Here is a 21002-nt window from a genome sequence, read left to right on the forward strand (position 1 = left end):
TCGTATATAAATTAATTACTATGACTACATTGCAACAAATACGTGATTGGGGTACCGTCCATCATCCGCGATGGTTGGTCATTGTCCGCGTCATAGTGGGACTATTTCTTTTTGCAAAAGGAATCACCTTCATGCGGGATTCAACCCTCATCGACCAGCTTCTTTACGGCCGTGCATCCCTGGCCGAAGACCAGATCCATTGGCTGCCCATCCTCATCACCTGTGCCAATCTGCTGACAGGATTGTTCCTCATCGTCGGTCTCTGGACTCGCTTCGTAGCGATGCTGCAACTGCCGATCCTCATCGGCGCCATCATCTTCCTCAATACGCAAAGGGGCGGACCCGCATCAGATTCCGAGCTGATCCTGGCCGTTATAACCCTGCTGCTGGTAGTCTTCTTCCTCATCGAAGGCGGCGGACCGCTTTCCCTCGACGGCTACTTCAAAAAGAACCGTGGACACGGGCAGGGCCGCAATCTGCCGTAAATATTTACTGATACTGGATATAGATTGGAGACGGCTTCAATGCCAGCACCTGCTTGGGTGTCATCATCGAAGTGGCCGCGAATTTCACCTTCGCGAGGGTCTTGACATCGTTCTTATAAAACAGCTTAAATCCGGTGAATTGAACAGGTTGGGCCCATTCATAATTCCTATAGGTATCCATTTTTAGCTGCTGAGGCCCCCATCCATCCATATCCATAACGATCTGTACATCAGGGCGCGTGCGTATCTGCTTGTAGTTGGTGATCATTTTCTGCGTCCAGCGGTGCACGATGAAAACCTTGGGCGGCAAGTTGTGGGCTTTCACCAGTTTTGTCAGATAATCCGAACAAAAATTGACATCCGCAGCATCGAAAGTGCCGACGTTTTTACCCACCCTCATTCCGCGTTTCATGGCGAATTCCGCGTCGATCCCCAAATGAACATTGGGCATAGAGAGATATTTCTCCAGGAGGGGTATCTCCGATTGTACATTCGAAAAGCCCACCTGTACATCCAGAAAAACGATGGCATTGATCCTTGCTGCCATGTGCAGCACTGAGTCTATCTGTTTGAAGGGCATACGTGCCCGGTATTTTCCATCTTTTCCCGCACTCCCCTGAGCCGTTACGGCGATATAATGCAGCGCCGGCATCACCGGGATGCTGGTATCGGCCTCCTGCCATTTCTTTAGCTCAACCTTCAGGCGCCGCAACATCTCGTCGGGTGGATACTCACCCAGCACGCCCATTCTCTTCGAATACAGGTTGCCATAATAGGCTACTATCCGATGAAAAGGCAGCACAGCCCCCGCATTGGGATACACCGTCTTTACCGGCCACCGCCCCGAAGAATCCCCATTCGCCAGACGATGAATTATCTTGTTGTACAAGGCCGTATCCAGCGGCCCCTCCGCGACTGCCGGCGCCGGAGCAACCGTATCCTGCGCAACAGCAGCCTTGGCCGCCGGTTTTGTAGTATCAACCTTCCCGGCTTTTGCCGAACTGCCGTTACTACACCCACTAAGCACGATCAGCCCACAGACGCCCACTACACAAGCCGCCCGCAATGCTTTATAAGAATTACCAGAGTTTGTTCCCATTATTTTACCAGCCCCGCTGTAATTTAATTCGGGGCAAATTTAACGGAAAACGAACCCCTCAGCCTTTTATTTTATAACACTTTCTTAAAAAATGTGGACAACTCGCCCACAAGTTTTACTTGGCCCCTACGATCGGACACCAGTAAACCTCATTCGTCGTATCCAGCATAATTTCAGGATTGACCCCCGAAGCCGCAGCCAATACTTCATTATCACTGAACAACTGACGTGGCGTGAATCCCGGATTAAATACCACCTGCACCTCTCTCCAAAGTGGATTAAAATGATCTGTCTGTATGGCATCTATCACACTAATGAATGGCTGGTTATTGGGCAACCCATTATCCGATCGATAAATGTGATTGATACTCTTGTTGTGTGCGATCAGGCTTGCCTCGCCAGTAGACGAAAATTCAACAAAATGGATCTTTAAAAGCATGGAATCATAATAGGCCGGTATTGCGCTTTCAGCCCCCATGCTGTCCCTTTGTACGGCGGTTCGCGTTGAATTGGTCTTTGATCCGGTTTGCGTTACCATTCCTGTTTTGCTACACGAAGCAAATAGTAGCACGACGGCGGGAACAATCGTCATTACCTTTTTCATAATCAACGTTTTTAGATGGTTAAACAATCGATTGTGCGAGAGTGGCTGGTGGAAGCTAATGGAAGTGCCTCGCGGGAAGTTCTTTCCGGCTGGATAAGTGAGATCCTTTAATGCAAACGGCAGCCTTTGTGCCATGGTTGCCCGCCATAAAAAAAAATATTAGTCCACTAATTTGGTAGACTAATAGCCATCCCCTATCTTGCATCCATAAGAGTTACGTGGCCGAGCGGCGAGGCGGAGGTCAGCAAGACCTTTTAGGGGGGTTCGACTCCTTCCGTAACTGCACAGGCATACCCATCGATTTTTATGGCAACAATGGTTAGACCTTTGCGGGTGGTGTTTCTACACTACCCTTTTTTTATGCCCGCATCAGCCCACCGCCACCCGCCCTCATGGCTGCGGCCACATCCTCAGCTCCCACCGTTTCGGCTTCATCGCCAGCGCATTCGGCATCCTGTCCCCACTCCTGACCCGCACCACCGGCATCCGCTCCACCTTCGCCCTGTCCGGCACAAGACAGGCCATCCCATCGGGCCGCATGACCCGCACCGAATCACCGCCTCCGGGCCGCCACACCATCTGCCCCCTAACGACAAAAGGCCCTGCCACCAGCAGGACAACATACAGTATTTTCATACGCATATTTTCCTCCCGGATGCAGGGCCCCGCCCTATTACATAAAAAAATTTACCTTATTTTCTTCCACGCATTGATCAGCCCATTCGTCGACGAATCATGGCTCTTCACCTCCCCATCTCCCTGCAACTCCGGCAGGATCTTCCCCGCCAGCTGCTTGCCCAGCTCAACCCCCCACTGGTCGAAAGTGAAGATATTCCAGATCACCCCCTGCACAAAGATCTTATGCTCATACAACGCGATCAATTCCCCAAGCGTAAACGGCGTAATCTCCTTTATAAGGAAGGAATTCGTCGGCCGGTTGCCGCTGAACTTCTTATAAGGGATCAGCTCCGCCGGAACCTTCTCCGCCTGCAATTCCGCCTCATTCTTTCCATTCATCAAGGCCTCCGTCTGAGCAAAGAAATTCGACAGCAGCTTGGCATGATGGTCCCCCAGGGGATTATGACTCCGGGCCGGCGCGATAAAATCACAAGGGATCAGGATACTCCCCTGGTGGATCAGCTGGTAGAAAGCATGCTGTCCGTTGGTGCCGGGTTCCCCCCAGACAACCGGCCCCGTGTGCCACTCCACCGGCTTGCCATTGCGATCGACACTCTTACCATTGCTCTCCATATTCCCCTGCTGGAAATAGGCGGCAAACCGGTGCATATACTGATCGTAGGGAAGGATAGCCTCCGTCTGCGATCCAAAGAAATCAGTGTACCAAAGCCCGATCACGGCCATCGTCACCGGAATATTCTTCTCGAAAGGCGTCGTCCTGAAATGCACATCCGTCTGATGCGCACCCTTCAGCAACAGCTCGAAGTTGTCATACCCGACAGTCAGCGCGATGGACAGCCCGATAGCGCTCCACAGGGAATAACGTCCGCCGACCCAATCCCAAAACTCGAACATATTGGCCTTGTCGATGCCAAACTTTGTCACCTCTTTCTCATTGGTGGACAGGGCGGCAAAATGCTTGGCGACATGCGCCTCATCCTTTGCGGATCTCAGAAACCAGTCGCGGGCCGAATGCGCATTGGTCATCGTCTCCTGAGTGGTAAAGGTCTTGGAGGCGACAAGGAAAAGCGTCTCTTCTGGTGTCACCTTCTTCAGCGTCTCTACGATATGCGTAGCATCGACATTGCTGACAAAATAGGCCTGCATCCCCTCTTTCCAATAAGGCCGCAGGGCCTCGGTCACCATCACCGGACCCAGGTCGCTGCCCCCGATGCCGATATTGACGATGTATTTTATCTTCTTACCCGTATACCCCTTCCATTCCCCGCTGTGGATGCGGGCGCAAAAATCCTTCATCTGGGCCAGCACACGCAGCACATCGGGCATCACATCCTTGCCGTCGCTGTACACCGGCTTTCCCGGCAGATTCCGCAGGGCCGTGTGCAACACGCTCCGGTTCTCCGTTGCATTGATCTTCTCACCGGTGAACATCGCCTCGATCGCGGCTGGAACCTTGCTCTCTACAGCGAGACTGCGCAAGAGCTCGAGGGTCTTTTCCGAAAAAATGTTCTTGGAGTAGTCGAAGAGGATGTCATCCAGCCTCAGCGAATGATGCTCAAACCTGCCGGGCTCGGCTGCAAAGAGCTGGCGCATATGCACGCCCTTCATCTCCTTATCATAATGGTTCTGCAGATCCTGCCAGGCTTTCGTTTCTTTGGGTGATACTTTCGGAAACATAAGGAAAATCTTTTTTATTTGGGTGTTAACAAAGCGATTTTATAATTGTTCGATCACGGCAATCACCTCACCGACCATCTCCGGCGTAACATCCAGGTGCGTGACCATCCTTATCTGGTTGCCGCCAATGGCGATGCAGAAAATTCCTTTCTGTCGCAACTCCTGGGACAGACCCTTGGCGCAATCCACGGTGTCTCCCGTCTCGAAAATAATGATATTCGTCTCGACAGGCATCACGCTATGGACAAAATCCTTCTTCTCCAGCGCCGCAGCGATCTGCCGGGCATGCGCATGATCCTCCGCCAGCCTGTCGATATGATGTTCCAATGCATAGAGGCCGGAGGCTGCCATAAACCCGGCCTGACGCATCCCCCCGCCCAACACCTTCCGCACCCGGCGGGCCTGGCGGATAAAAGCAGCCGGTCCGATCAGGATACTGCCTATCGGACAACCCAACCCCTTATTCAAACACACCGATATGCTGTCAAAAAGGACGCCGTATTCCCGCGCAGGCTTACCCGTAGCCACCAGGGCATTGAAAAGTCTCGCCCCATCGAGATGTAATTTCAGGTGGTTATCGCTACACACCTGCCTTATCTTCTTCATTTCATCGAAGTCATAACAGCTGCCCCCACCCCTGTTGCAGGTGTTCTCCAACGTGACAAGGGAAGTACGGGGGCGGTGAACATCATCCGGGTTGATGGCAAGCGACACCTGCTCGGCCGTGATCCGGCCCCGGTCACCCTCCAGCGCCCGGACACTCGAGCCGGAATTGAAGGCAATGCCGCCACCCTCATAAATATAGACATGGGCATTCCGTTCGGCAATCACCTCATCTCCCGGTTGGGTATGACACTTAATCGCTATTTGATTGGACATCGTCCCGCTGGGACAATAAAGCGCCGCTTCCATCCCGAAGAGCCGGGCAGCCATGGCTTCTAATTGATTCACCGTAGGGTCTTCGCCGAAAACATCATCCCCCACCTGAGCCCTGAACATAGCTTCCAGCATGGCGGGTGTCGGACGCGTAACGGTATCCGAACGAAGGTCAATGGGCATAAAGTCTGTTTAGGAGCGCAATTTAAGGCGAAATGGCCAGACCAATCGCCCCTCATTGACAACCATTAACAGATAAATAAGATCGAAGATTACAATAAGACCGCCGGCAAATGCAAGGAATTTCGCATGCCAGACATAGAAGATGATAGTATAACTGCCCGTACCGATCAATTTGGCAACCGCGATCCCAACCGACTGCCCCGAAAGATTTCCCCGCGAATTGATCATGTTGATATAAAGGACGGACATCGTTAAATTCATCATATACGCCATATTGGCGCCATAGGTGTCGTGCAATTCCCTGGTAGCAAACCAAATGATGGCAAAAGCCGTGGCAAGGATGAAGAAAGAATAGGGATAAAAGTATTTAGTACTGATCCTCTGCGGCCAGTCCCGCTTTCCATACCGGAAATAGGTGTACAGGATCCCGATATCCAGCAGAAACCACGCTCCGTTCACCGCCCGGTGCACCGGATTCCCGTCATTAAAAATGGTAGCAAAACAAAATTCCCAGCAAATATTAAAGGCCAGCGAGATAAATGGCATCCCGTATGTCTTATCTCGAAAACCGCGTAAAATAATGAGGATATATGCGACAGACCATGCTGTGCCGCTCACTACATATAGCGCCTGGTTTAGAAACTCGATCATGTTTAGGGAAAGGGGATTTACCCTAAATTACGAAATTCGCTACTTATATACTAAGCGTTTCCACTTATTTCCAGGGGCAGACCCTGCCCCCAAAAGCTATAGCACGCCCTAAGGGCTTGAAAAGCATAGTATTTTTACTAACCCCCGATGTAAAAATTACCCAAACGCCCTCTCCCGCAAGATAGCTTTACACCCCCTGTCCTACCCCGGCACGACCACCTTTTACTCCATCAGGACGTAAAAAAAGTGGCCCCCCTACGGCGGGCCACTCCGGAGCCTTACGGGGCCCCATTCCTGTTCGACAAGCATTGCGCCCTCCGGCGACCATCCATGGCGTCAGCCTAGGACATAACATGTTCTTTAATGTGGTTGCCTTTTTCTTTGGCGGCCTTGATCAGTTCAAGCACGTGGTTGCGGACATCCTCTCTCATGCCTTCCACCTCTTTCTCGAAGATATCCTTCAGCTCGTCCAATTCATCGATGGCAGCACCCCTCAGCTGCCGCAGTTTCCGTTTCAGCGACTCGGCAGTGTCGGCAATACGTTGACGAGTCTCCTTTCCCTCAGCCGGGGCGACAAGGATACCGATAGCTACTCCTGCGACAAGCCCCGATAAGGCGCCTATCATGACTTTCTGCGCATTCATATTAGTATTTTTTAGAAGTGAATAATGGTAAATGTAGCCGTTGGATACTTTGCTATTTTCAATAACAATGCCGGAAATCGTTAAAGGTGACGCAGGCATTCTTTATCCGCAGCATTGGGCAATTTTCTCCCCATCATTCACTACGCAGAGCGTCCACCGGATTCCCCCTCGCCGCCCGCAGACTCCGAAACAACACCGTCGCCAGCGACACCCCCAGCAGCCCCAGCCCCGCCAGCACAAATATCCACCAGGGAACATCCGTCCGGTAAGTAAAATCCTCCAGCCACCGGTTCATCACCAACCAGGACAGGGGCCAGGCAATGACCACCGCCAGCAACACCGGGCGCAGAAAATCCCGCGACAACAATCCCCCTATCGACGCGGCAGAAGCCCCCATCACCTTGCGGATACCAATCTCCTTCACCCGCTGCTGGGCCGAGAAGGTCGCCAGCGCAAACAACCCCAGACAGGCGATCATCACCGTTATAACGGTAAACATCCCAAAAAGACCAGCCAGCCGGTCCTCTGCCTTATATTGACGGTCGAAAGCCTCATCCGCAAAATCGAACTCGAAAGCAGTCTGCTTATCATACTTCGAAAAGATCTTGCGAATGGCATCCACCGTCGCCGGTATATTGACATGCGTCTTGATCTTGCCCAGCAGACAGCCGCTCATCCCACCCCAGGTCGAAGCCGTATCCCTGTCGATCAGGATGCCGAGCGAACCGATCTTGCTTCTCAATGACCCGTAATTGAAATCCTTTAACACCCCCGCAACCTGCTGTTTGTCGCCGGCAATGTCCAGCGACTGGCCAATCGGGTCACCGCTGATGCCAAGGGTCCTCACCGCTGTTTCATTCAGTATCCAATGCTTTCCGTCCCCAAGAACACCTTCATCCACCGGCTTGTCCTGCCATTGCAATCCCAGCAGCGAAATAAAGCCATCGTCCACATGCATCATAAACACCTGTACCGCCTTATCCGCCCCCGGCCCCTTTACTGCCAAGCCATCCATTCCCCCATACATCGGGTAATGCGATGTTGCCGCTGCTGCGATCCCGGGCAACGCTTCCACCTCCCGTTTAAAAGCCGCATAATGCACCATCTTGTGAAAAGGGATCATCACCACATTGTCGCGGTCGACCCCCGTCTCGGTATTGCGGATATAATACAACTCTTTTTCAATGATGATACTGCAAAGCACCAGCGATAGAGAGATCGCGAACTGTAAAAAGATGAACCCCTTCCGCACCCGCTCCGCTCCACGTCGCCGGGCTTAGCTTTCCATACAGCACCATCACCGGCTTAAAGGCCGACAACACAAGCGAAGGATAGCTCCCTGAAAGGACGATCACCACCACCAGCAGTCCGCCAAAGGCGGCAAGCACAAGCGGGTCGAGCAAAAAGGCACTGTCGATCTTCATCTGCAACAACCCGAAGAACGTAGACCGCAGCAGCAGGAAAAGCAGCGTCCCAAGAGCAAAGGAAAGCAGCGCATACACCGCCGACTCTGTATAGAATTGCCCCGCGATCCTGCTTCGACCCGCTCCCAGAACCTTACGCACCCCTACCTCTTTGGCCCTCACCGACGCCCGCGCGGTGGCCAGGCTCATATAATTGATCAACGCCAGCAACAACACCAACCCTGCCACCAGCGGAAAGAATTGCAAATAGCGGATATTGCTGCTGTCGCCAAAATTGTTATGCAGATGCACATCGCCGATGGCCGACAAAAAATAATGATCCCTGTCCTTCTCCGGCTGGCCGGGTACGATGGACAATCGGTCGAGGGTCCGCGCTACCCGGTCCGCAGCGCCTGCATTCTTCAACAACAGCCAGGTCCTGATCATGCCCCCCTGCACGGAAACCGGGTTCTCTATCCACTTGTATTCAGGCATCGCCGGCATGCTGCTAAGAGAAACGACAACATCAAAGGGAATGCTGGTATTGGAAGGGGGGTCTGCCGCAACCCCTGTAACCTCAAGGTCATCACGGCCATTCAGCCGCAGCATCTGGCCAACAGGTTCCTTTTTTCCGAAATATTTTCTGGCCGTCCGCTCAGTCAGCACCACCGTTTTAGGCCGATCCAAAACCCTCACCGGGTCGCCCTTCAACAACCGGAAAGAAAAGAACCGGAAAAAATTACTGTCGGCAAAGAGGAAATTGTTTTTCTCCGTAAAAGCAACACCCGGTATCATCCGGCTCTCCATATTCATCGGCCTGGAGTCCTCATAAACCCGGACAAAACTCTCGACATCGTCATCGGCTTGCTTTACCATGGGCCCCGTAGGATAGCTCATCCGCTCCATATTGAAAACGGCATCCCCGAATTTGAACGTTCCCGCCACCGAAAATATCCGTTTGGCATTGGCCTGCCACTTGTCATAACTGTGTTCATGCAACACATAAAGCAGTATGGTCATACTCACGGCAATCCCGATCGCCAGACAGCCGATGCTGATCAAGCTATAAAAGGGGTTACGCCGCAGGGTCCGCAAGGCGCTGCGCAGATGATCGATTAGCATAACCGAATATAACTTATTCCCACGCTCCCTTCCATACCTGTCATCCCAAATTCGTAGCTTTTCCCTACCTTTGCGGACTTATGACACAAGAACAGCTCAAATCTATGAGGGACCGCGTGGTCGTCCTGAGGAGGTTTCTTTGACGTCGACAACCGTCAATTCAAGATCAACGAAGAGAAACAACTCTCTCTAAGCCCGGGTTTCTGGGACGACAACAAGCGCGCCACCGAGATTCTCAAGAACATAAAGCTCAACGAATACTGGGTCAAGCTCTATGAGTCTGTCGATTCGGCCGTGGAAGACTTTGCCGTCCTCTTCGATTTCTGGAAGGCCGGTGAAGCCACCGAAGAAGAGACCCGCGAAGCCTACGTCAAGGCCCTCGCCCGGATAGAAGAAGCAGAATTCAAAAGTACCCTCAACCAGCCGGAGGACGAACTCCCCGGCGTCATGCAGATCAATTCAGGCGCCGGCGGCACCGAAAGCCAGGACTGGGCGGAAATGCTGCTGCGCATGTATAGGATGTACGGCGAAAAACAAGGCTGGTCCGTCACCGAACTCGACCTGCAGGACGGGGAAGGCGCCGGTATCAAAAGCGCCACTCTCCAGTTCGACGGACCGTTCGCTTACGGCTTTCTCAAAGCCGAAAGCGGGGTACACCGCCTCGTCCGCATCTCCCCCTTCGACTCCAACGCCCGGCGCCATACCTCCTTCGCCTCGGTCTTCGTCTACCCTTTAGTAGACGACAGCATCGAGATCGAGGTCAGCCCTGCCGATCTGGAATGGGAATTCTACCGCAGCGGCGGTAAAGGCGGCCAGAACGTCAACAAGGTGGAGACCGCCGTCCGCTTAAAACATATCCCCAGCGGCATCATTGTCGAATGCCAGCAGGCCCGCACCCAGGGAGAGAACCGCGAGAAAGCGCTGAAAATGCTGAAAAGCCGGCTCTATGAAGAAGAACTGCGCAAACGCGAGGCGATGAAGAACGCCACCAACTCGACAAAAAAGAAGATCGAATGGGGCTCGCAGATCCGCAGCTATGTCTTCCACCCTTATAAAATGATAAAAGACCACCGCACCGACTTTGAAGTAGGTAACGTACAACCGGTGATGGATGGAGAACTGGACGGCTTTATCAAAGCCTACCTGATGAGCGAAAAGGAAACCACTACTTAAAAATCGTCACACACATGAGCATAGGAACATTCCAATACCCCGCGCCATCCAACGAGCCGGTCCTCACATACGCCCCGGGGACCAAAGAGCGCGAACTCCTCAAGCAGACCCTGAAGCAACTCAAAAGCATCGAACATGATATCCCGATGTACATCGGGGATAAAGAGGTCCGCACCGGCAAAAAGATCGCCCTGCGCCCCCCGCACGAAATTGCTCATACGCTCGGCTATTTCCATGAAGGCGACGAAACCCATGTACAACAGGCCATCGACGCCGCGCTCAAAGCAAAGGCCAAATGGACCGCTCTCGCCTGGGAAGACCGCGCCGCCATCTTCCTGAAAGCCGCCGATCTCATCTCCACAAAATATCGCTCGTACATCAACGGTACGACGATGCTCGGCCAGAGCAAGAACGCCTTCCAGGCCGAGATCGACAGCGCCTGCGAACTCATCGACTTCCTCCGCTGGAACGTCCATTTCCTCAGCGAGATCTACCGCCAGCAGCCCGTCAGCAGCCCCGGCATTCACAACCGCACCGAATGGCGCCCCCTCGAAGGTTTCGTCCTGGCCATTACTCCTTTCAACTTCACCGCCATCGGTGGCAACCTGCCCACTTCCGCAGCCCTCTGCGGCAACACCGTCATCTGGAAACCCGCCTACACCCAGGTCTTCTCCGCCCAGATGTTTATGCGCATTCTGAAAGAAGCAGGCCTGCCCGATGGCGTTATCAACCTCATCTATGTCGACGGCCCCGTGCTCGGAAAAGTATGTTTCGGTCATAAAGACTTTGCCGGCATCCACTTCACCGGCAGCACCGCCGCGTTTAACCATATCTATAAGACCATCGGCGAGAACATCAGCCACTACCGCACCTATCCCCGCATCGTCGGCGAGACAGGAGGCAAAGACTTCGTACTGGCCCATGAAAGCGCCGATGCCGATGTCCTGGCTACGGCCCTGCTCCGCGGCGCCTTCGAATTCCAGGGGCAGAAATGCTCCGCCGCTTCCCGCGCCTACATCCCGGCGAACCTCGCCGCAAGCGTAAAGGAAAAGCTGGTAGCGGGTATAAAGAGTTTTAAAATAGGCACTGTCGAAGACTTCTCCAATTTCATCAACGCCGTCATCGACGAACGCAGCTTCAACAAGATCCAATCCTATCTCGACAAAGTCAAACAAGATCCGACAAAAGCCACTATCCTCGCCGGCGGCAACAGCGATAAAACAAAAGGTTATTTTATAGAACCCACCGTCATCGAAGCAAAAGACCCGAAATTCGTGACAATGTGCGAAGAGATCTTTGGCCCCGTCCTCACCATCTATGTCTACCCCACCGGCGAATTCGAAAAGACCCTCGAATTGGTCGACTCGACATCTCCCTATGCACTCACCGGTAGCATCATCGCACAGGATAGGGCAGCCATCGACCTTGCCACCAACCGGCTCCGCAATGCCGCCGGTAACTTTTATATCAACGACAAACCCACCGGCGCAGTAGTAGGTCAACAACCCTTTGGCGGGGCCCGCGCTTCCGGCACCAACGACAAGGCTGGCTCCATGCTCAACCTCTACCGCTGGCTCAGCGCAAGGACCATAAAGGAAACTTTCGTTCCACCCACCGACTATCGGTATCCCTTCCTCGCTGAATAACGCCCGCCAAACACTGCGGTTATGTGTCTACGTGATAGCATCACGCAGCAATAACATTTTTTTCACAAATTGGGATAACATTAACATACAATACGTAAAATACTGGCTAAAAGGAAAGAACAACCCGATTTGCGCATTTTCTTGGCAATACACAATAAAAAAATGCCCTTTGCGTAGGAAGGCAGTTAGATATGGGGCATTATCTTTGCATCCCGTAACAATAAATTAATTCTCAGTTATGAAAAAACTAGCATTAGTCCTTTTTGCAGGTATCTCCTTCGCAACCGCGCACGCGCAGGTACAGTTCGGGCTAAAAGCTGGCGCTAACTTCGCCACCCAGACAGGCAGCGATGCCGGTGACGCTAAGACGCTGACTAACGTCAACGCCGGAGCCTTCCTCCGGCTCGCGATCGCCCCGCATCTCGGCATCCAGCCCGAACTGGTCTATTCCGGGCAAGGTGCAAGCTATGACGTCACCAATGGTACCCTGAAATACCATGCGAATTACATGAACATCCCCGTCCTGCTCAAGTATTCCTGGCCCGTGGGTCCTTACGTAGAGACGGGTCCCCAACTGGGTTTCCTGCTCAGCGCCCACCAAAGTATCAATGGTAACAGTACCAATGATAAGAACAGCTACAATACCACAGACCTCGCCTGGGTATTCGGCGTTGGTGTCAGGATCCCGCGTAGCCCGGTCGGTATCGACCTCCGTTACAATGTCGGTATTGCCAATGTAGAAGACCGCAACACAACGGGCTCCAACGGCAGCATACGCAATGATGTGCTGCAACTGGGCATCACCTATGTCCTGTTCAACGGACTAAGATAGTCTCGTTTGTTTTTAGAAGTTTGTATAGAATGTTTGCAAGAAGCGGCCGCCCGGAGGGCGGCCGCCTTGTTTTAATCCACAATTAAAAAAAATTTGTACCCATTTATCAAAATACCCACTTAGTAGTATTGCGTATTCGCCCTTCCACGATAGCTTTGCCCCCAACCATAAAACACTCACGTATGAAAAAAACAGTTTTGGCTCTAGCGATCATTTGCGCGTCCGCTATGACTTCTCAAGCCCAGATGACCGAGGGGGATTTTACCTTCAGCGCCGGTGTCCAACTCGCCCTGCCTACCGGCAATCTTAACACCACCAACTCCTTTGGTATTGGCGGTATCATCCAGGGCGAATATGCCTTCACCGAAAACGTCACGGGTGTGGCCACCTCCGGTTACACCGACTTCTTTGGCAAATCCGTCGACTTAGGCTACGGGTATACCTACAAAGCGCCCGCCGTTGGCCATATCCCTGTCATCGTCGGCGCCCGCTACTATCCCAGCGAACAATTCTTCTTCGGCGCCCAGATCGGCTTTGGCGACTACACCGGCGGCGGCGCAAGCGCCAGCGGATTCGAATACCGCCCACAGATAGGCTACAATGCCGACCAGTTCCAGGTGATCCTTGCCTATGACGGCGTCTCCGCAAACGGCGGCTCCCTCACCTACCTGGGTCTCACCGCTCTCTACAAATTCGGCGGCGGCAAAAAATAATCTTATTTCTTCTATCTGACTTCCTGCTAAGCCCGGTACCTGTCGACCGGGCTTATGCTTTTTTGGCTTATTTTTATAAAAAAAACGCTTGAAGATCATCCTCAACGAACAGCAGCTAGCGATCACCATCCAACGTCTGACCCACCAATTACTCGAGAACCATCTTGATCTCCAAAATACCGTGCTCATCGGCATCCAGCCGCGGGGCATCTACTTCTCCGACCGCATCGTCCGCCAGTTGCAAACCGAAGTAAAACCGGAAGCCATCCAATATGGCAAGCTCGATATAACGTTCTACCGCGACGATGTCCGGAAGGGTCTCCACGAGCTCAACTATACCGAGATCCCCTTCTCCATCGAGAATAAGAATGTCGTGCTCATCGACGACGTCCTCTGGACGGGCCGCACTATCCGGGCGTCGCTCGACGCCCTCCTGGACTTCGGCCGACCCGCAAAGGTCGAACTCTGCGTCCTCATCGACCGCCGCTTCAGCCGCCAGCTACCCATCCAGGCAGACTACGTCGGCCGTCCCATCGACTCCATCATCACCCAAAAAGTAAAAGTCTTCTGGAAAGAAAAAGACGGAAAGGACGAAGTCGAATTACTCTGATCACAAAATCCATTAACTTTGCTTTCTAATGCAACTGAGTACCAAACATCTTCTTGGCATTAGAGACCTCCAACCGGTTGATATCCAGCTCATTTTAGATACCGCCACTCAATTCAAAGAAGTTCTGCAACGTCCCATCAAGAAGGTCCCAACCCTCAGGGATGTAACCATCGTCAATCTCTTCTACGAAAATTCGACCCGAACCCGCATCTCCTTCGAACTGGCAGAAAAACGCCTCTCCGCCGACACCATCAATTTCACGGCATCCGGCTCCTCCGCCGCCAAAGGCGAGACCCTGCTCGACACCGTGAACAATATCCTCTCCATGAAAGTGGATATGGTGGTGATGCGTCACAGCGCCAGCGGCGCCCCACACTTCCTGGCCAAACATATCCCCGCCGCTATCGTCAACGCCGGCGACGGCATCAACGAACACCCGACCCAGGCCCTGTTGGACGCCTTCTCCATCCGCGAAGCACTCGGTGAACTGGCCGGCAAAAAAGTAGCCATCATCGGCGATATCATGCACTCCCGCGTAGCCCTGAGCAATATCTGGCTGCTGAAGAAGATGGGCGCCGAAGTCACCATCGCCGGTCCCCCTACCCTCATCCCCGTCCACCTCACCGAGGCCTTCGACGTCCGGGTGGAATACAACCTGCGCAACGCCCTCGAATGGTGCGACGTCGCTAACATCCTGCGCATCCAGCTCGAACGGCAGAACCAGCCGCTCTTCTCCTCCCTGCGCGAATACAGTCTTGCCTATGGGGTCAACAAGCGGCTGCTCGACAGCCTCAGCAAAGAGATCGTCATCATGCACCCCGGCCCCATCAACCGGGGCGTCGAACTCGACAGCGACGCCGCCGACAGCAAACAGTCTATTATCCTCCACCAGGTGGAGAACGGTGTAGCCGTACGCATGGCCGTTCTCTATCTGCTAGCCGGGGGAACACAATAAAAGGATTATCTTGCTCTCAAACCGCACTTGTCTATGAACCGTATCGCCCTCTTCCCGGGAACCTTCGACCCGATCACCATCGGCCACCAGGACATCATCAACCGATCGCTGCCGCTGTTCGACAAACTGGTCATCGGCATCGGCCGCAACGCCAACAAAGAACCCATGTTCTCCGAAGAACAACGGCTGGGCTGGATACGCGAGATCTATAAAAACAACCCCAAGGTGGAAGCCGTCGTCTACGAAGGCCTCACCGTCCGCTGCTGCCAGCAGGTGGGCGCCCAATTCATCCTCCGTGGCATCCGTTATGTCAACGACTTCGAATACGAAAAAGCCATCGCCGACATGAACCGCAGCATCGACCACAACATCGAAACCATCTTCCTCACCTGCCTGCCCCAATATACTTCAGTCGCCTCCACCCTCGTCCGCGATGTGTTGAAAAATGGCGGCGACGTGATGCAATTCCTGCCCGATGTAGTAAAGCGATCGCTCACCTCTACCAAATAACTGCCTATGGCCATCTGGTTCGATCCTGCCGTAAAAATAGAACACATCCGCCCCCTGGGCAATAACACGATGGGCGACCACCTCGGCATCGTCTTCACCGAAATAGGCGAAGACTACATCAAAGCCCGCATGCCGGTCGATCCCCGCACAAAACAACCCTATGGCCTCCTTCATGGCGGCGCATCGGCAACACTCGCTGAAACCCTCGGCAGCGTAGCCTCCGCCCTCGTCGTCGACCACTCGAAATTCAACGTCGTTGGCATCGAGATCAACGCCAATCACCTCCGCGGCGTCCGCGAAGGCTTCGTCACCGGCGTCGTCAAACCGCTCCACACCGGACGCACCATCCATGTTTGGGAAATAAAGATCTACGACGAGCGTGAAAAACTCGTCTGCATCAGCCGTCTCACCGTATCCATCATTGCAAAACAGCTTTGACAACATCTCTCACCGACGGAAAGGTATGCCGCAGCACCTCCTGCATACCCGTCGTATCCACCCACCGCAGCTCGGTGATCTGCTCTTCCAGCTGTGGCGTCAGCTCCCCCGGCGCGGGCGCACTCATCTTAAACCAATGCGTTTCCTTCAGGATATGTTTTCCACTCTCATCATAGGTATGATAGGTCAGTAGTAACGGCCCCTCGAGGATCACCCCCTCGATACCCGTTTCCTCTATCACCTCCCGGATCGCGCAATGTTCGATCGTCTCCCCCGGATCGAGCTTCCCCTTCGGCAGATCCCAGATGCCCCGCCGCAACATAAACAGGTACTTCTCCTCTCCATTACGTATGAGTCCGCCTCCTGCCTTCACCAGCACGAACTTCTTCCAGAAGGCCTTCCTCAATTCCTCCAGGTCATGATGAATAAAAATGCCCGCATGAACTTTGGGCTGCCGCATCTCATGGATCATCGAATTCACCGCCGGATGCGAGAATTCATCGATCAGCACGGCATCGTCATGATGGGCATAGACCCTTATCTCGTCCGTCATCTCATTACAAAGAAACAACGGCTTATCGTTAAAGTAGATCTTGATGTACATGGGAGGTGGGTTTCGTGCAATTTAGTTACTTTCGCGTCATGGCAGAAAAGATCATCACCACCAATCAGCGGGCCGTGGCCGAACGCCTCCTGCAGGTACAGGCCATCCGCCTCAGCGTCAAACAACCTTTCACGTGGTCATCCGGCTGGAAAAGCCCCATCTACTGCGACAACCGCAGGGTACTCGGCTTCCCCTATATCCGCGATTTTATAAAATCCGAACTCTGCAACGTCCTCTTCGCCCAATACCCCGAAGCAGGCCTCCTGGCCGGCGTAGCCACGGCAGGCATCGCCTGGGGCGCCATGGCGGCCGACCAGCTGAAACTCCCCTATGTCTATGTCCGCAGCAAACCAAAAGAACACGGCCTGGGACAACAGATCGAAGGTTACTACGAAAAAGGCCAGCCCGTCGTCGTCATCGAAGACCTCATCTCCACAGGCAAGAGCAGCCTGCAGGTCGTAGACATCCTGCGGAGCGAAGGCCTGGAAGTCATCGGCCTCGTCTCCATCTTCAACTATGGCTTCCCCGTGGCACAGGAAGCCTTTGAAAAAGCCGGCGTTGCCTATACCTCCCTGTCCAACTACCCCACCCTCATCAGCCTGGCCCTGGAAAAAGGCCTGGTTACCCCGGCAGAAGAAAGCATCCTCCTCCAATGGAGCGCCAGTCCGGCAGAATGGCAAGGCGTCTAACCCATGAGCGCGCCCTTCCCGGCAACCCAACATCTGTAATCCAAAAAAATCCGTATATTTAGTTGTACAATCCGATTAAGTATGAAAAAAATTCAATTCCTTCTCGCGCTTATCTTCGGCTTCACCACGGCCAGCCTGGCCCAGACAAAACCCCAGCTCACCGCTGTGATCAAAACCCCCACCGTCCAATGCCAGGAATGTAAAGACCGCATCGAACGATACATGTCCCACGAAGACGGCATCGTAAAAATAAATGTCGACTATAAAAAGAAGATCACCACCGTCACCTACCTCACCGATCGCACCAACATCGAAAACATAAAAACCGACATCGCCAACGTTGGCTATGACGCAGACGATGTCACCGCTGAACCCGACGCCTACAAAAGGCTGCCCACCTGCTGCAAAAAACCGCAAGACGGCGGCGGCGGCAAAAAACAATAGCGAACACCTAACCCAATTATAGAGTAAAGCCCGGCACCTGCCGGGCTTTTACATTTGGTTTACAAAATAAATTTGCAATACCGTTGCAAATCAACTATCATTGCGGTCGCATGCTAAGACGGTACTCCAAAACAATAGCTGTATTGCTGCTACTGGTATTCAGCCAGAAGGCAGGGCTCCGCCTGTGGATGCACCATTGGCTTCACGCGAGCAAGACCATCTCTTCATACGCTACGCCTGGCTCGGACAAGATACAGCTGGCCTGTGACTGCTTTGAAGATGCCATGTTGCCGCTGCAGAAAACTGCCATTTTTACCCTCACTGTTCCCACGCAAAAAGCTACTGAACTCGGAAGTGCACCCCAATCCCCCACTCCCGACACCGAAGCGATATACTATTCGCTAAAAGGTCCGCCACCTTCCCTCTCTCTCACGCCCCTTTGCTCCTGACCTGCATTCTCATTTTTTATTGTTTAATCACAACGGATTATGAACCGGAAGCTTAACGCATTCTTCTTCCTGCTATTTTGCATATTTTGCTCTCAGTCCCTCCTGGCGGGGGAACCCACTTTATTCGGAAATTTAACCGGAACCATTACAAGCAAAACGGACGGCAAACCCATCGCCGGCGCCACCATTATGGTGCCTGATCTGAAAACAGGTACCGTTTCCGACGCAAATGGAAAATTCACCATCAACCTCAGCACCAGGGGCATTCACCTCGTGGAAGTCAGCTACGTCGGCTATGGTACATTCTATCAGAACGTGGATTTTGGCAAGACTTCCCAATTGGATGTACAGCTGTCTCTATCTACCCTGGAGACGGAAGAAATAATAGTCACCGGCGTCAGCAGGGCCACCGAAATAAAAAGGGCCCCGATTCCCATCGTTGCCGTAGGCAAGGAATATTTGCAACAGCATTCGGCCGCGACGAATATTATAGATGCGGTAGCCAACCTGCCAGGTGTGAGCGCGGTGACCACCGGTCCCAATATTTCCAAACCCTTCATCCATGGATTGGGTTACAACCGGGTTGTTACGGCCGAAGACGGCATCCGGCAGGAAGGTCAGCAATGGGGTGACGAACACGGTATCGAGGTGGACCAGAATTCCATCGATCGCATCGAGATCATCAAAGGCCCCGCGAGCCTCAGCTTTGGCTCGGACGCCATCGGGGGCGTGGTCAACCTGCTCACGCCTCAGCCAGTACCCAATGGCAAGATACTCGGCTACGTAAGCAGCGCCTACGGGACGAACAACGGGCTTACAAACTCTTCGCTGCGGCTACAGGGCAACCAAAACGGCCTGGTATGGGGTGTTCAAGGTTCGGAAAAGCTGGCCAGGAACTACCGCAATCCGCATGACGGTTGGGACTATCATACTAATTTCCGTGAAACGGACGCCCGGGCCATGATCGGGTTGAATAAGAGCTGGGGCTATTCCTATCTGAATGCCTCGCTGTTCGACGATCTGCAGAGTATTCCCGACGGCAGCCGCGACTCGGCAACGCGGGCATTCACCAAGCAGATAACGGATTCGGATACCTATCGGCCCATCGTTCCGTATAACGAACTCAACAGCTATACGATCCCTCCCATCCACCAGCATGTCCAGTTGTACCGTATATACGACGTCAGCAATTTCGCCCTGGGTAATGGTAACCTCATCGTCAACCTGGGCTGGCAGTACAGCCACCGCCGGGAATTTACCCATCCGACAGCCCCGGATGTCCCCGGCCTCAACCTGCAACTAAATACCTACACCTACGACATCAAGTACAATTTCACCCTGGGTGACGGGTATGAGACCAGCGTTGGCGTCAACGGCATGTACCAGAATAATACCCTCGGGTACAGCACTGCTTTCCCCATCCCGGCTTATCATCAATTCGACATTGGTCCCTTCCTTACAGAGAAGAAGAGCTTTGGGAAACTCGACCTCATGGGTGGCATCCGGTTCGACTCCCGCTCTTTCACCGGGAAGGCCGCTTACATCGACACGAGTGTAGCTTATTACCCGACGCTGTACACAGGGGCCAACCCAACCACCGCACCTAACGTTGCACCGCAGTTTCCCGCGTTGAGCAAAACCTTTTCGGGGGTCACCGGCAGCGTAGGTGGAACCTATAATTTCTCGGACCACTTCCTGGTCAAAGCCAATATTGCCCGGGGCTACCGCGCGCCCAGCATTGCCGAGTTGTCAGCCAACGGACCCGACCCGGGTTCGCAGCTCTACCACGTAGGCAACAGCAATTTCCAACCCGAATTCAGTCTGCAATATGACTTCGGTGCGACACTCACCTTACCCTTCCTGACGGCCAGCGCCAGCTTCTTCGACAATAATATCTCGAATTATATTTTCCAGGAGCAGATCCTGGATGCCAGCGGCAATCCGTTGCGGGTGAATCCGGACGGGACGCCCAACCCGAACGGCCTCTACGCAGAATTCGGCTATGTACAAACAAAGGCCCGCATCGACGGCGGAGAGTTCTACCTGGATATTCATCCCGTCTCCTGGTTGCATTTCGAAAACTCCATGACCCTCACTTACGGTACCAACCTCTCCAATAACGGTCATGCAGCGGATAGCATTAAATACCTGCCGTTTATCCCGCCGCTGCACACGCACTCGGAATTGCGCGCAGTGGATCATAAGGGCTTCGGCATTTTCAAGAACGGTTATGCTTATGTGGGATTCGACCATTACAATGCCCAGGACCGTTTCTTTGCAGCCTTTGGCACGGAAACGTATACAGACGGGTATAACCTGGTGAGCGCCGGCCTGGGAGTCGATCTGGTGAATGCCGCCGGCAAAAAGATCGCGCAAATATTCATCGAAGGTACCAACCTGGGCAATGTCAGTTATCAGTCGAACATGAGCCGCCTGAAGTATTTCGACAGCCCGAATGTTCCACCCAATATTACGCCCGGCATGTTTAACATGGGCCAGAATTTCACTTTCAAGGTAATTGTTCCGTTCGATCTTTCGCCCAAAGCAAAATAGCAT

The 21002-nt window shown here is 53.3% G+C and carries 22 protein-coding genes, 1 tRNA gene and 1 pseudogene; 14 read left to right on the forward strand and 10 right to left on the reverse strand.

What is annotated here, in order from left to right; all coding sequences use genetic code 11:
- The first annotated feature begins 20 nt into the window (after window positions 1-20).
- Window positions 21-485, forward strand: coding sequence for a DoxX family protein (locus tag IEY39_RS09265; RefSeq protein WP_188930800.1), 465 nt, complete (start codon window positions 21-23; stop codon window positions 483-485).
- A 4-nt stretch (window positions 486-489) separates the two neighbouring features.
- Here the strand turns inward: IEY39_RS09265 and IEY39_RS09270 are convergent, their stop codons facing one another.
- Together IEY39_RS09270 and IEY39_RS09275 are read right to left on the reverse strand one after the other, a co-directional pair.
- On the reverse strand, window positions 490-1584 hold the full coding sequence (locus IEY39_RS09270) for a hypothetical protein (RefSeq protein ID WP_188930801.1): 1095 nt from the start codon (window positions 1582-1584) through the stop codon (window positions 490-492).
- Window positions 1585-1699: 115 nt separating this feature from the next.
- Entirely contained in the window at window positions 1700-2188 is a 489-nt protein-coding gene (locus IEY39_RS09275) for a hypothetical protein (protein WP_188930802.1), read from the reverse strand.
- Window positions 2189-2400: 212 nt separating this feature from the next.
- Between IEY39_RS09275 and IEY39_RS09280 the strand changes: the two genes are divergently transcribed.
- Window positions 2401-2471: transfer RNA gene (locus IEY39_RS09280), tRNA-Cys, on the forward strand.
- Window positions 2472-2578: 107 nt separating this feature from the next.
- On the opposite strand, the gene IEY39_RS09285 is transcribed toward IEY39_RS09280, so the two are convergent.
- The 7 genes and pseudogenes from IEY39_RS09285 to IEY39_RS09315 form a co-directional block, all read right to left on the reverse strand.
- On the reverse strand, window positions 2579-2824 hold the full coding sequence (locus IEY39_RS09285; RefSeq protein WP_188930803.1) for a hypothetical protein: 246 nt from the start codon (window positions 2822-2824) through the stop codon (window positions 2579-2581).
- Window positions 2825-2875: 51 nt separating this feature from the next.
- Window positions 2876-4504, reverse strand: coding sequence for a glucose-6-phosphate isomerase (gene pgi / locus IEY39_RS09290; protein WP_188930804.1), 1629 nt, complete (start codon window positions 4502-4504; stop codon window positions 2876-2878).
- Window positions 4505-4543: 39 nt separating this feature from the next.
- Window positions 4544-5563, reverse strand: coding sequence for a threonine aldolase family protein (locus IEY39_RS09295; protein WP_188930805.1), 1020 nt, complete (start codon window positions 5561-5563; stop codon window positions 4544-4546).
- A gap of 9 nt (window positions 5564-5572) precedes the next feature.
- Window positions 5573-6220 (reverse strand): annotated as a pseudogene (locus IEY39_RS09300) (transmembrane-type terpene cyclase); the annotation flags it as partial.
- A gap of 335 nt (window positions 6221-6555) precedes the next feature.
- On the reverse strand, window positions 6556-6858 hold the full coding sequence (locus IEY39_RS09305) for a YtxH domain-containing protein (RefSeq protein ID WP_188930809.1): 303 nt from the start codon (window positions 6856-6858) through the stop codon (window positions 6556-6558).
- 133 nt (window positions 6859-6991) lie between these two features.
- The gene (locus IEY39_RS09310) at window positions 6992-8062 is read right to left on the reverse strand and encodes an ABC transporter permease (RefSeq protein WP_188930811.1); all 1071 of its coding nucleotides are present in this window, start codon (window positions 8060-8062) and stop codon (window positions 6992-6994) included.
- Window positions 8040-9383, reverse strand: a complete 1344-nt coding sequence (locus IEY39_RS09315; RefSeq protein ID WP_188930813.1) for an ABC transporter permease — start codon at window positions 9381-9383, stop codon at window positions 8040-8042. The genes IEY39_RS09310 and IEY39_RS09315 overlap by 23 nt, the downstream gene beginning before the upstream one ends.
- 80 nt (window positions 9384-9463) lie before the next feature.
- Here IEY39_RS09315 and prfB point away from each other — a divergent pair.
- The 8 genes from prfB to IEY39_RS09355 all read left to right on the forward strand — a co-directional run bounded on the left by prfB (window position 9464) and on the right by IEY39_RS09355 (window position 16260).
- Window positions 9464-10556 (forward strand): peptide chain release factor 2 gene (gene prfB, locus IEY39_RS09320; RefSeq protein ID WP_188930815.1). Its coding sequence is split into 2 segments (ribosomal slippage): window positions 9464-9523 and window positions 9525-10556, totalling 1092 coding nucleotides; the frame shifts between segments, so codons are not numbered across the junction.
- 14 nt (window positions 10557-10570) lie between these two features.
- A complete protein-coding gene (pruA, locus tag IEY39_RS09325) occupies window positions 10571-12202 on the forward strand; it encodes an L-glutamate gamma-semialdehyde dehydrogenase (protein ID WP_188930817.1) in 1632 nt (543 codons plus the stop codon).
- Between the two features lie 238 nt (window positions 12203-12440).
- Window positions 12441-13034 (forward strand): porin family protein, encoded by a 594-nt coding sequence (locus IEY39_RS09330; protein WP_188930819.1) that lies wholly within the window; start codon window positions 12441-12443, stop codon window positions 13032-13034.
- A 182-nt stretch (window positions 13035-13216) separates the two neighbouring features.
- Complete coding sequence (locus IEY39_RS09335) at window positions 13217-13747, forward strand: hypothetical protein (protein WP_188930821.1); 531 nt, start codon at window positions 13217-13219, stop codon at window positions 13745-13747.
- Between the two features lie 88 nt (window positions 13748-13835).
- Window positions 13836-14357: a bifunctional pyr operon transcriptional regulator/uracil phosphoribosyltransferase PyrR gene (gene pyrR / locus IEY39_RS09340; RefSeq protein ID WP_188930823.1), complete on the forward strand. Its 522-nt coding sequence runs from the start codon at window positions 13836-13838 to the stop codon at window positions 14355-14357.
- 28 nt (window positions 14358-14385) lie between these two features.
- Window positions 14386-15312 carry an aspartate carbamoyltransferase catalytic subunit gene (locus tag IEY39_RS09345; RefSeq protein WP_188930825.1) on the forward strand — a complete coding sequence of 309 codons (927 nt, stop codon included), beginning with the start codon at window positions 14386-14388 and terminating at the stop codon, window positions 15310-15312.
- 33 nt (window positions 15313-15345) lie between these two features.
- Complete coding sequence (gene coaD / locus IEY39_RS09350; RefSeq protein WP_188930827.1) at window positions 15346-15822, forward strand: pantetheine-phosphate adenylyltransferase; 477 nt, start codon at window positions 15346-15348, stop codon at window positions 15820-15822.
- Window positions 15823-15828: 6 nt separating this feature from the next.
- Window positions 15829-16260, forward strand: a complete 432-nt coding sequence (locus tag IEY39_RS09355; protein WP_188930829.1) for a hotdog fold thioesterase — start codon at window positions 15829-15831, stop codon at window positions 16258-16260.
- On the opposite strand, the gene IEY39_RS09360 is transcribed toward IEY39_RS09355, so the two are convergent.
- Entirely contained in the window at window positions 16241-16864 is a 624-nt protein-coding gene (locus IEY39_RS09360) for an NUDIX hydrolase (RefSeq protein WP_188930831.1), read from the reverse strand. The two genes, IEY39_RS09355 and IEY39_RS09360, sit on opposite strands and share 20 nt — an antisense overlap.
- 38 nt (window positions 16865-16902) lie before the next feature.
- Here IEY39_RS09360 and pyrE point away from each other — a divergent pair, with 38 nt between their 5' ends.
- The 4 genes from pyrE (at window position 16903) to IEY39_RS09380 (ending at window position 20999) form a co-directional block, all read left to right on the forward strand.
- On the forward strand, window positions 16903-17553 hold the full coding sequence (gene pyrE, locus IEY39_RS09365) for an orotate phosphoribosyltransferase (RefSeq protein ID WP_188930833.1): 651 nt from the start codon (window positions 16903-16905) through the stop codon (window positions 17551-17553).
- Between the two features lie 81 nt (window positions 17554-17634).
- Window positions 17635-17997, forward strand: a complete 363-nt coding sequence (locus IEY39_RS09370; RefSeq protein ID WP_188930835.1) for a heavy-metal-associated domain-containing protein — start codon at window positions 17635-17637, stop codon at window positions 17995-17997.
- A gap of 110 nt (window positions 17998-18107) precedes the next feature.
- Entirely contained in the window at window positions 18108-18446 is a 339-nt protein-coding gene (locus IEY39_RS09375; protein WP_188930837.1) for a hypothetical protein, read from the forward strand.
- A gap of 39 nt (window positions 18447-18485) precedes the next feature.
- Window positions 18486-20999, forward strand: coding sequence for a TonB-dependent receptor (locus tag IEY39_RS09380; RefSeq protein WP_188930839.1), 2514 nt, complete (start codon window positions 18486-18488; stop codon window positions 20997-20999).
- Window positions 21000-21002 lie beyond the last annotated feature (3 nt).

The organism is Puia dinghuensis, from assembly GCF_014642875.1.
Taxonomy (GTDB): Bacteria; Bacteroidota; Bacteroidia; order Chitinophagales; family Chitinophagaceae; genus Puia; species Puia dinghuensis.

What these genes read in the sequence shown, in the direction of transcription:
- IEY39_RS09265 (WP_188930800.1), top strand. Translation starts at nt 21, where the DNA reads ATGACTACATTGCAACAAATACGTGATTGGGGTACCGTCCATCATCCG.
- IEY39_RS09270 (WP_188930801.1), bottom strand. Translation starts at nt 1,584, where the DNA reads ATGGGAACAAACTCTGGTAATTCTTATAAAGCATTGCGGGCGGCTTGT.
- IEY39_RS09275 (WP_188930802.1), bottom strand. Translation starts at nt 2,188, where the DNA reads ATGAAAAAGGTAATGACGATTGTTCCCGCCGTCGTGCTACTATTTGCT.
- IEY39_RS09285 (WP_188930803.1), bottom strand. Translation starts at nt 2,824, where the DNA reads ATGAAAATACTGTATGTTGTCCTGCTGGTGGCAGGGCCTTTTGTCGTT.
- pgi (WP_188930804.1), bottom strand. Translation starts at nt 4,504, where the DNA reads ATGTTTCCGAAAGTATCACCCAAAGAAACGAAAGCCTGGCAGGATCTG.
- IEY39_RS09295 (WP_188930805.1), bottom strand. Translation starts at nt 5,563, where the DNA reads ATGCCCATTGACCTTCGTTCGGATACCGTTACGCGTCCGACACCCGCC.
- IEY39_RS09305 (WP_188930809.1), bottom strand. Translation starts at nt 6,858, where the DNA reads ATGAATGCGCAGAAAGTCATGATAGGCGCCTTATCGGGGCTTGTCGCA.
- IEY39_RS09315 (WP_188930813.1), bottom strand. Translation starts at nt 9,383, where the DNA reads ATGCTAATCGATCATCTGCGCAGCGCCTTGCGGACCCTGCGGCGTAAC.
- pruA (WP_188930817.1), top strand. Translation starts at nt 10,571, where the DNA reads ATGAGCATAGGAACATTCCAATACCCCGCGCCATCCAACGAGCCGGTC.
- IEY39_RS09330 (WP_188930819.1), top strand. Translation starts at nt 12,441, where the DNA reads ATGAAAAAACTAGCATTAGTCCTTTTTGCAGGTATCTCCTTCGCAACC.
- IEY39_RS09335 (WP_188930821.1), top strand. Translation starts at nt 13,217, where the DNA reads ATGAAAAAAACAGTTTTGGCTCTAGCGATCATTTGCGCGTCCGCTATG.
- IEY39_RS09345 (WP_188930825.1), top strand. Translation starts at nt 14,386, where the DNA reads ATGCAACTGAGTACCAAACATCTTCTTGGCATTAGAGACCTCCAACCG.
- coaD (WP_188930827.1), top strand. Translation starts at nt 15,346, where the DNA reads ATGAACCGTATCGCCCTCTTCCCGGGAACCTTCGACCCGATCACCATC.
- IEY39_RS09355 (WP_188930829.1), top strand. Translation starts at nt 15,829, where the DNA reads ATGGCCATCTGGTTCGATCCTGCCGTAAAAATAGAACACATCCGCCCC.
- IEY39_RS09360 (WP_188930831.1), bottom strand. Translation starts at nt 16,864, where the DNA reads ATGTACATCAAGATCTACTTTAACGATAAGCCGTTGTTTCTTTGTAAT.
- pyrE (WP_188930833.1), top strand. Translation starts at nt 16,903, where the DNA reads ATGGCAGAAAAGATCATCACCACCAATCAGCGGGCCGTGGCCGAACGC.
- IEY39_RS09370 (WP_188930835.1), top strand. Translation starts at nt 17,635, where the DNA reads ATGAAAAAAATTCAATTCCTTCTCGCGCTTATCTTCGGCTTCACCACG.
- IEY39_RS09375 (WP_188930837.1), top strand. Translation starts at nt 18,108, where the DNA reads ATGCTAAGACGGTACTCCAAAACAATAGCTGTATTGCTGCTACTGGTA.
- IEY39_RS09380 (WP_188930839.1), top strand. Translation starts at nt 18,486, where the DNA reads ATGAACCGGAAGCTTAACGCATTCTTCTTCCTGCTATTTTGCATATTT.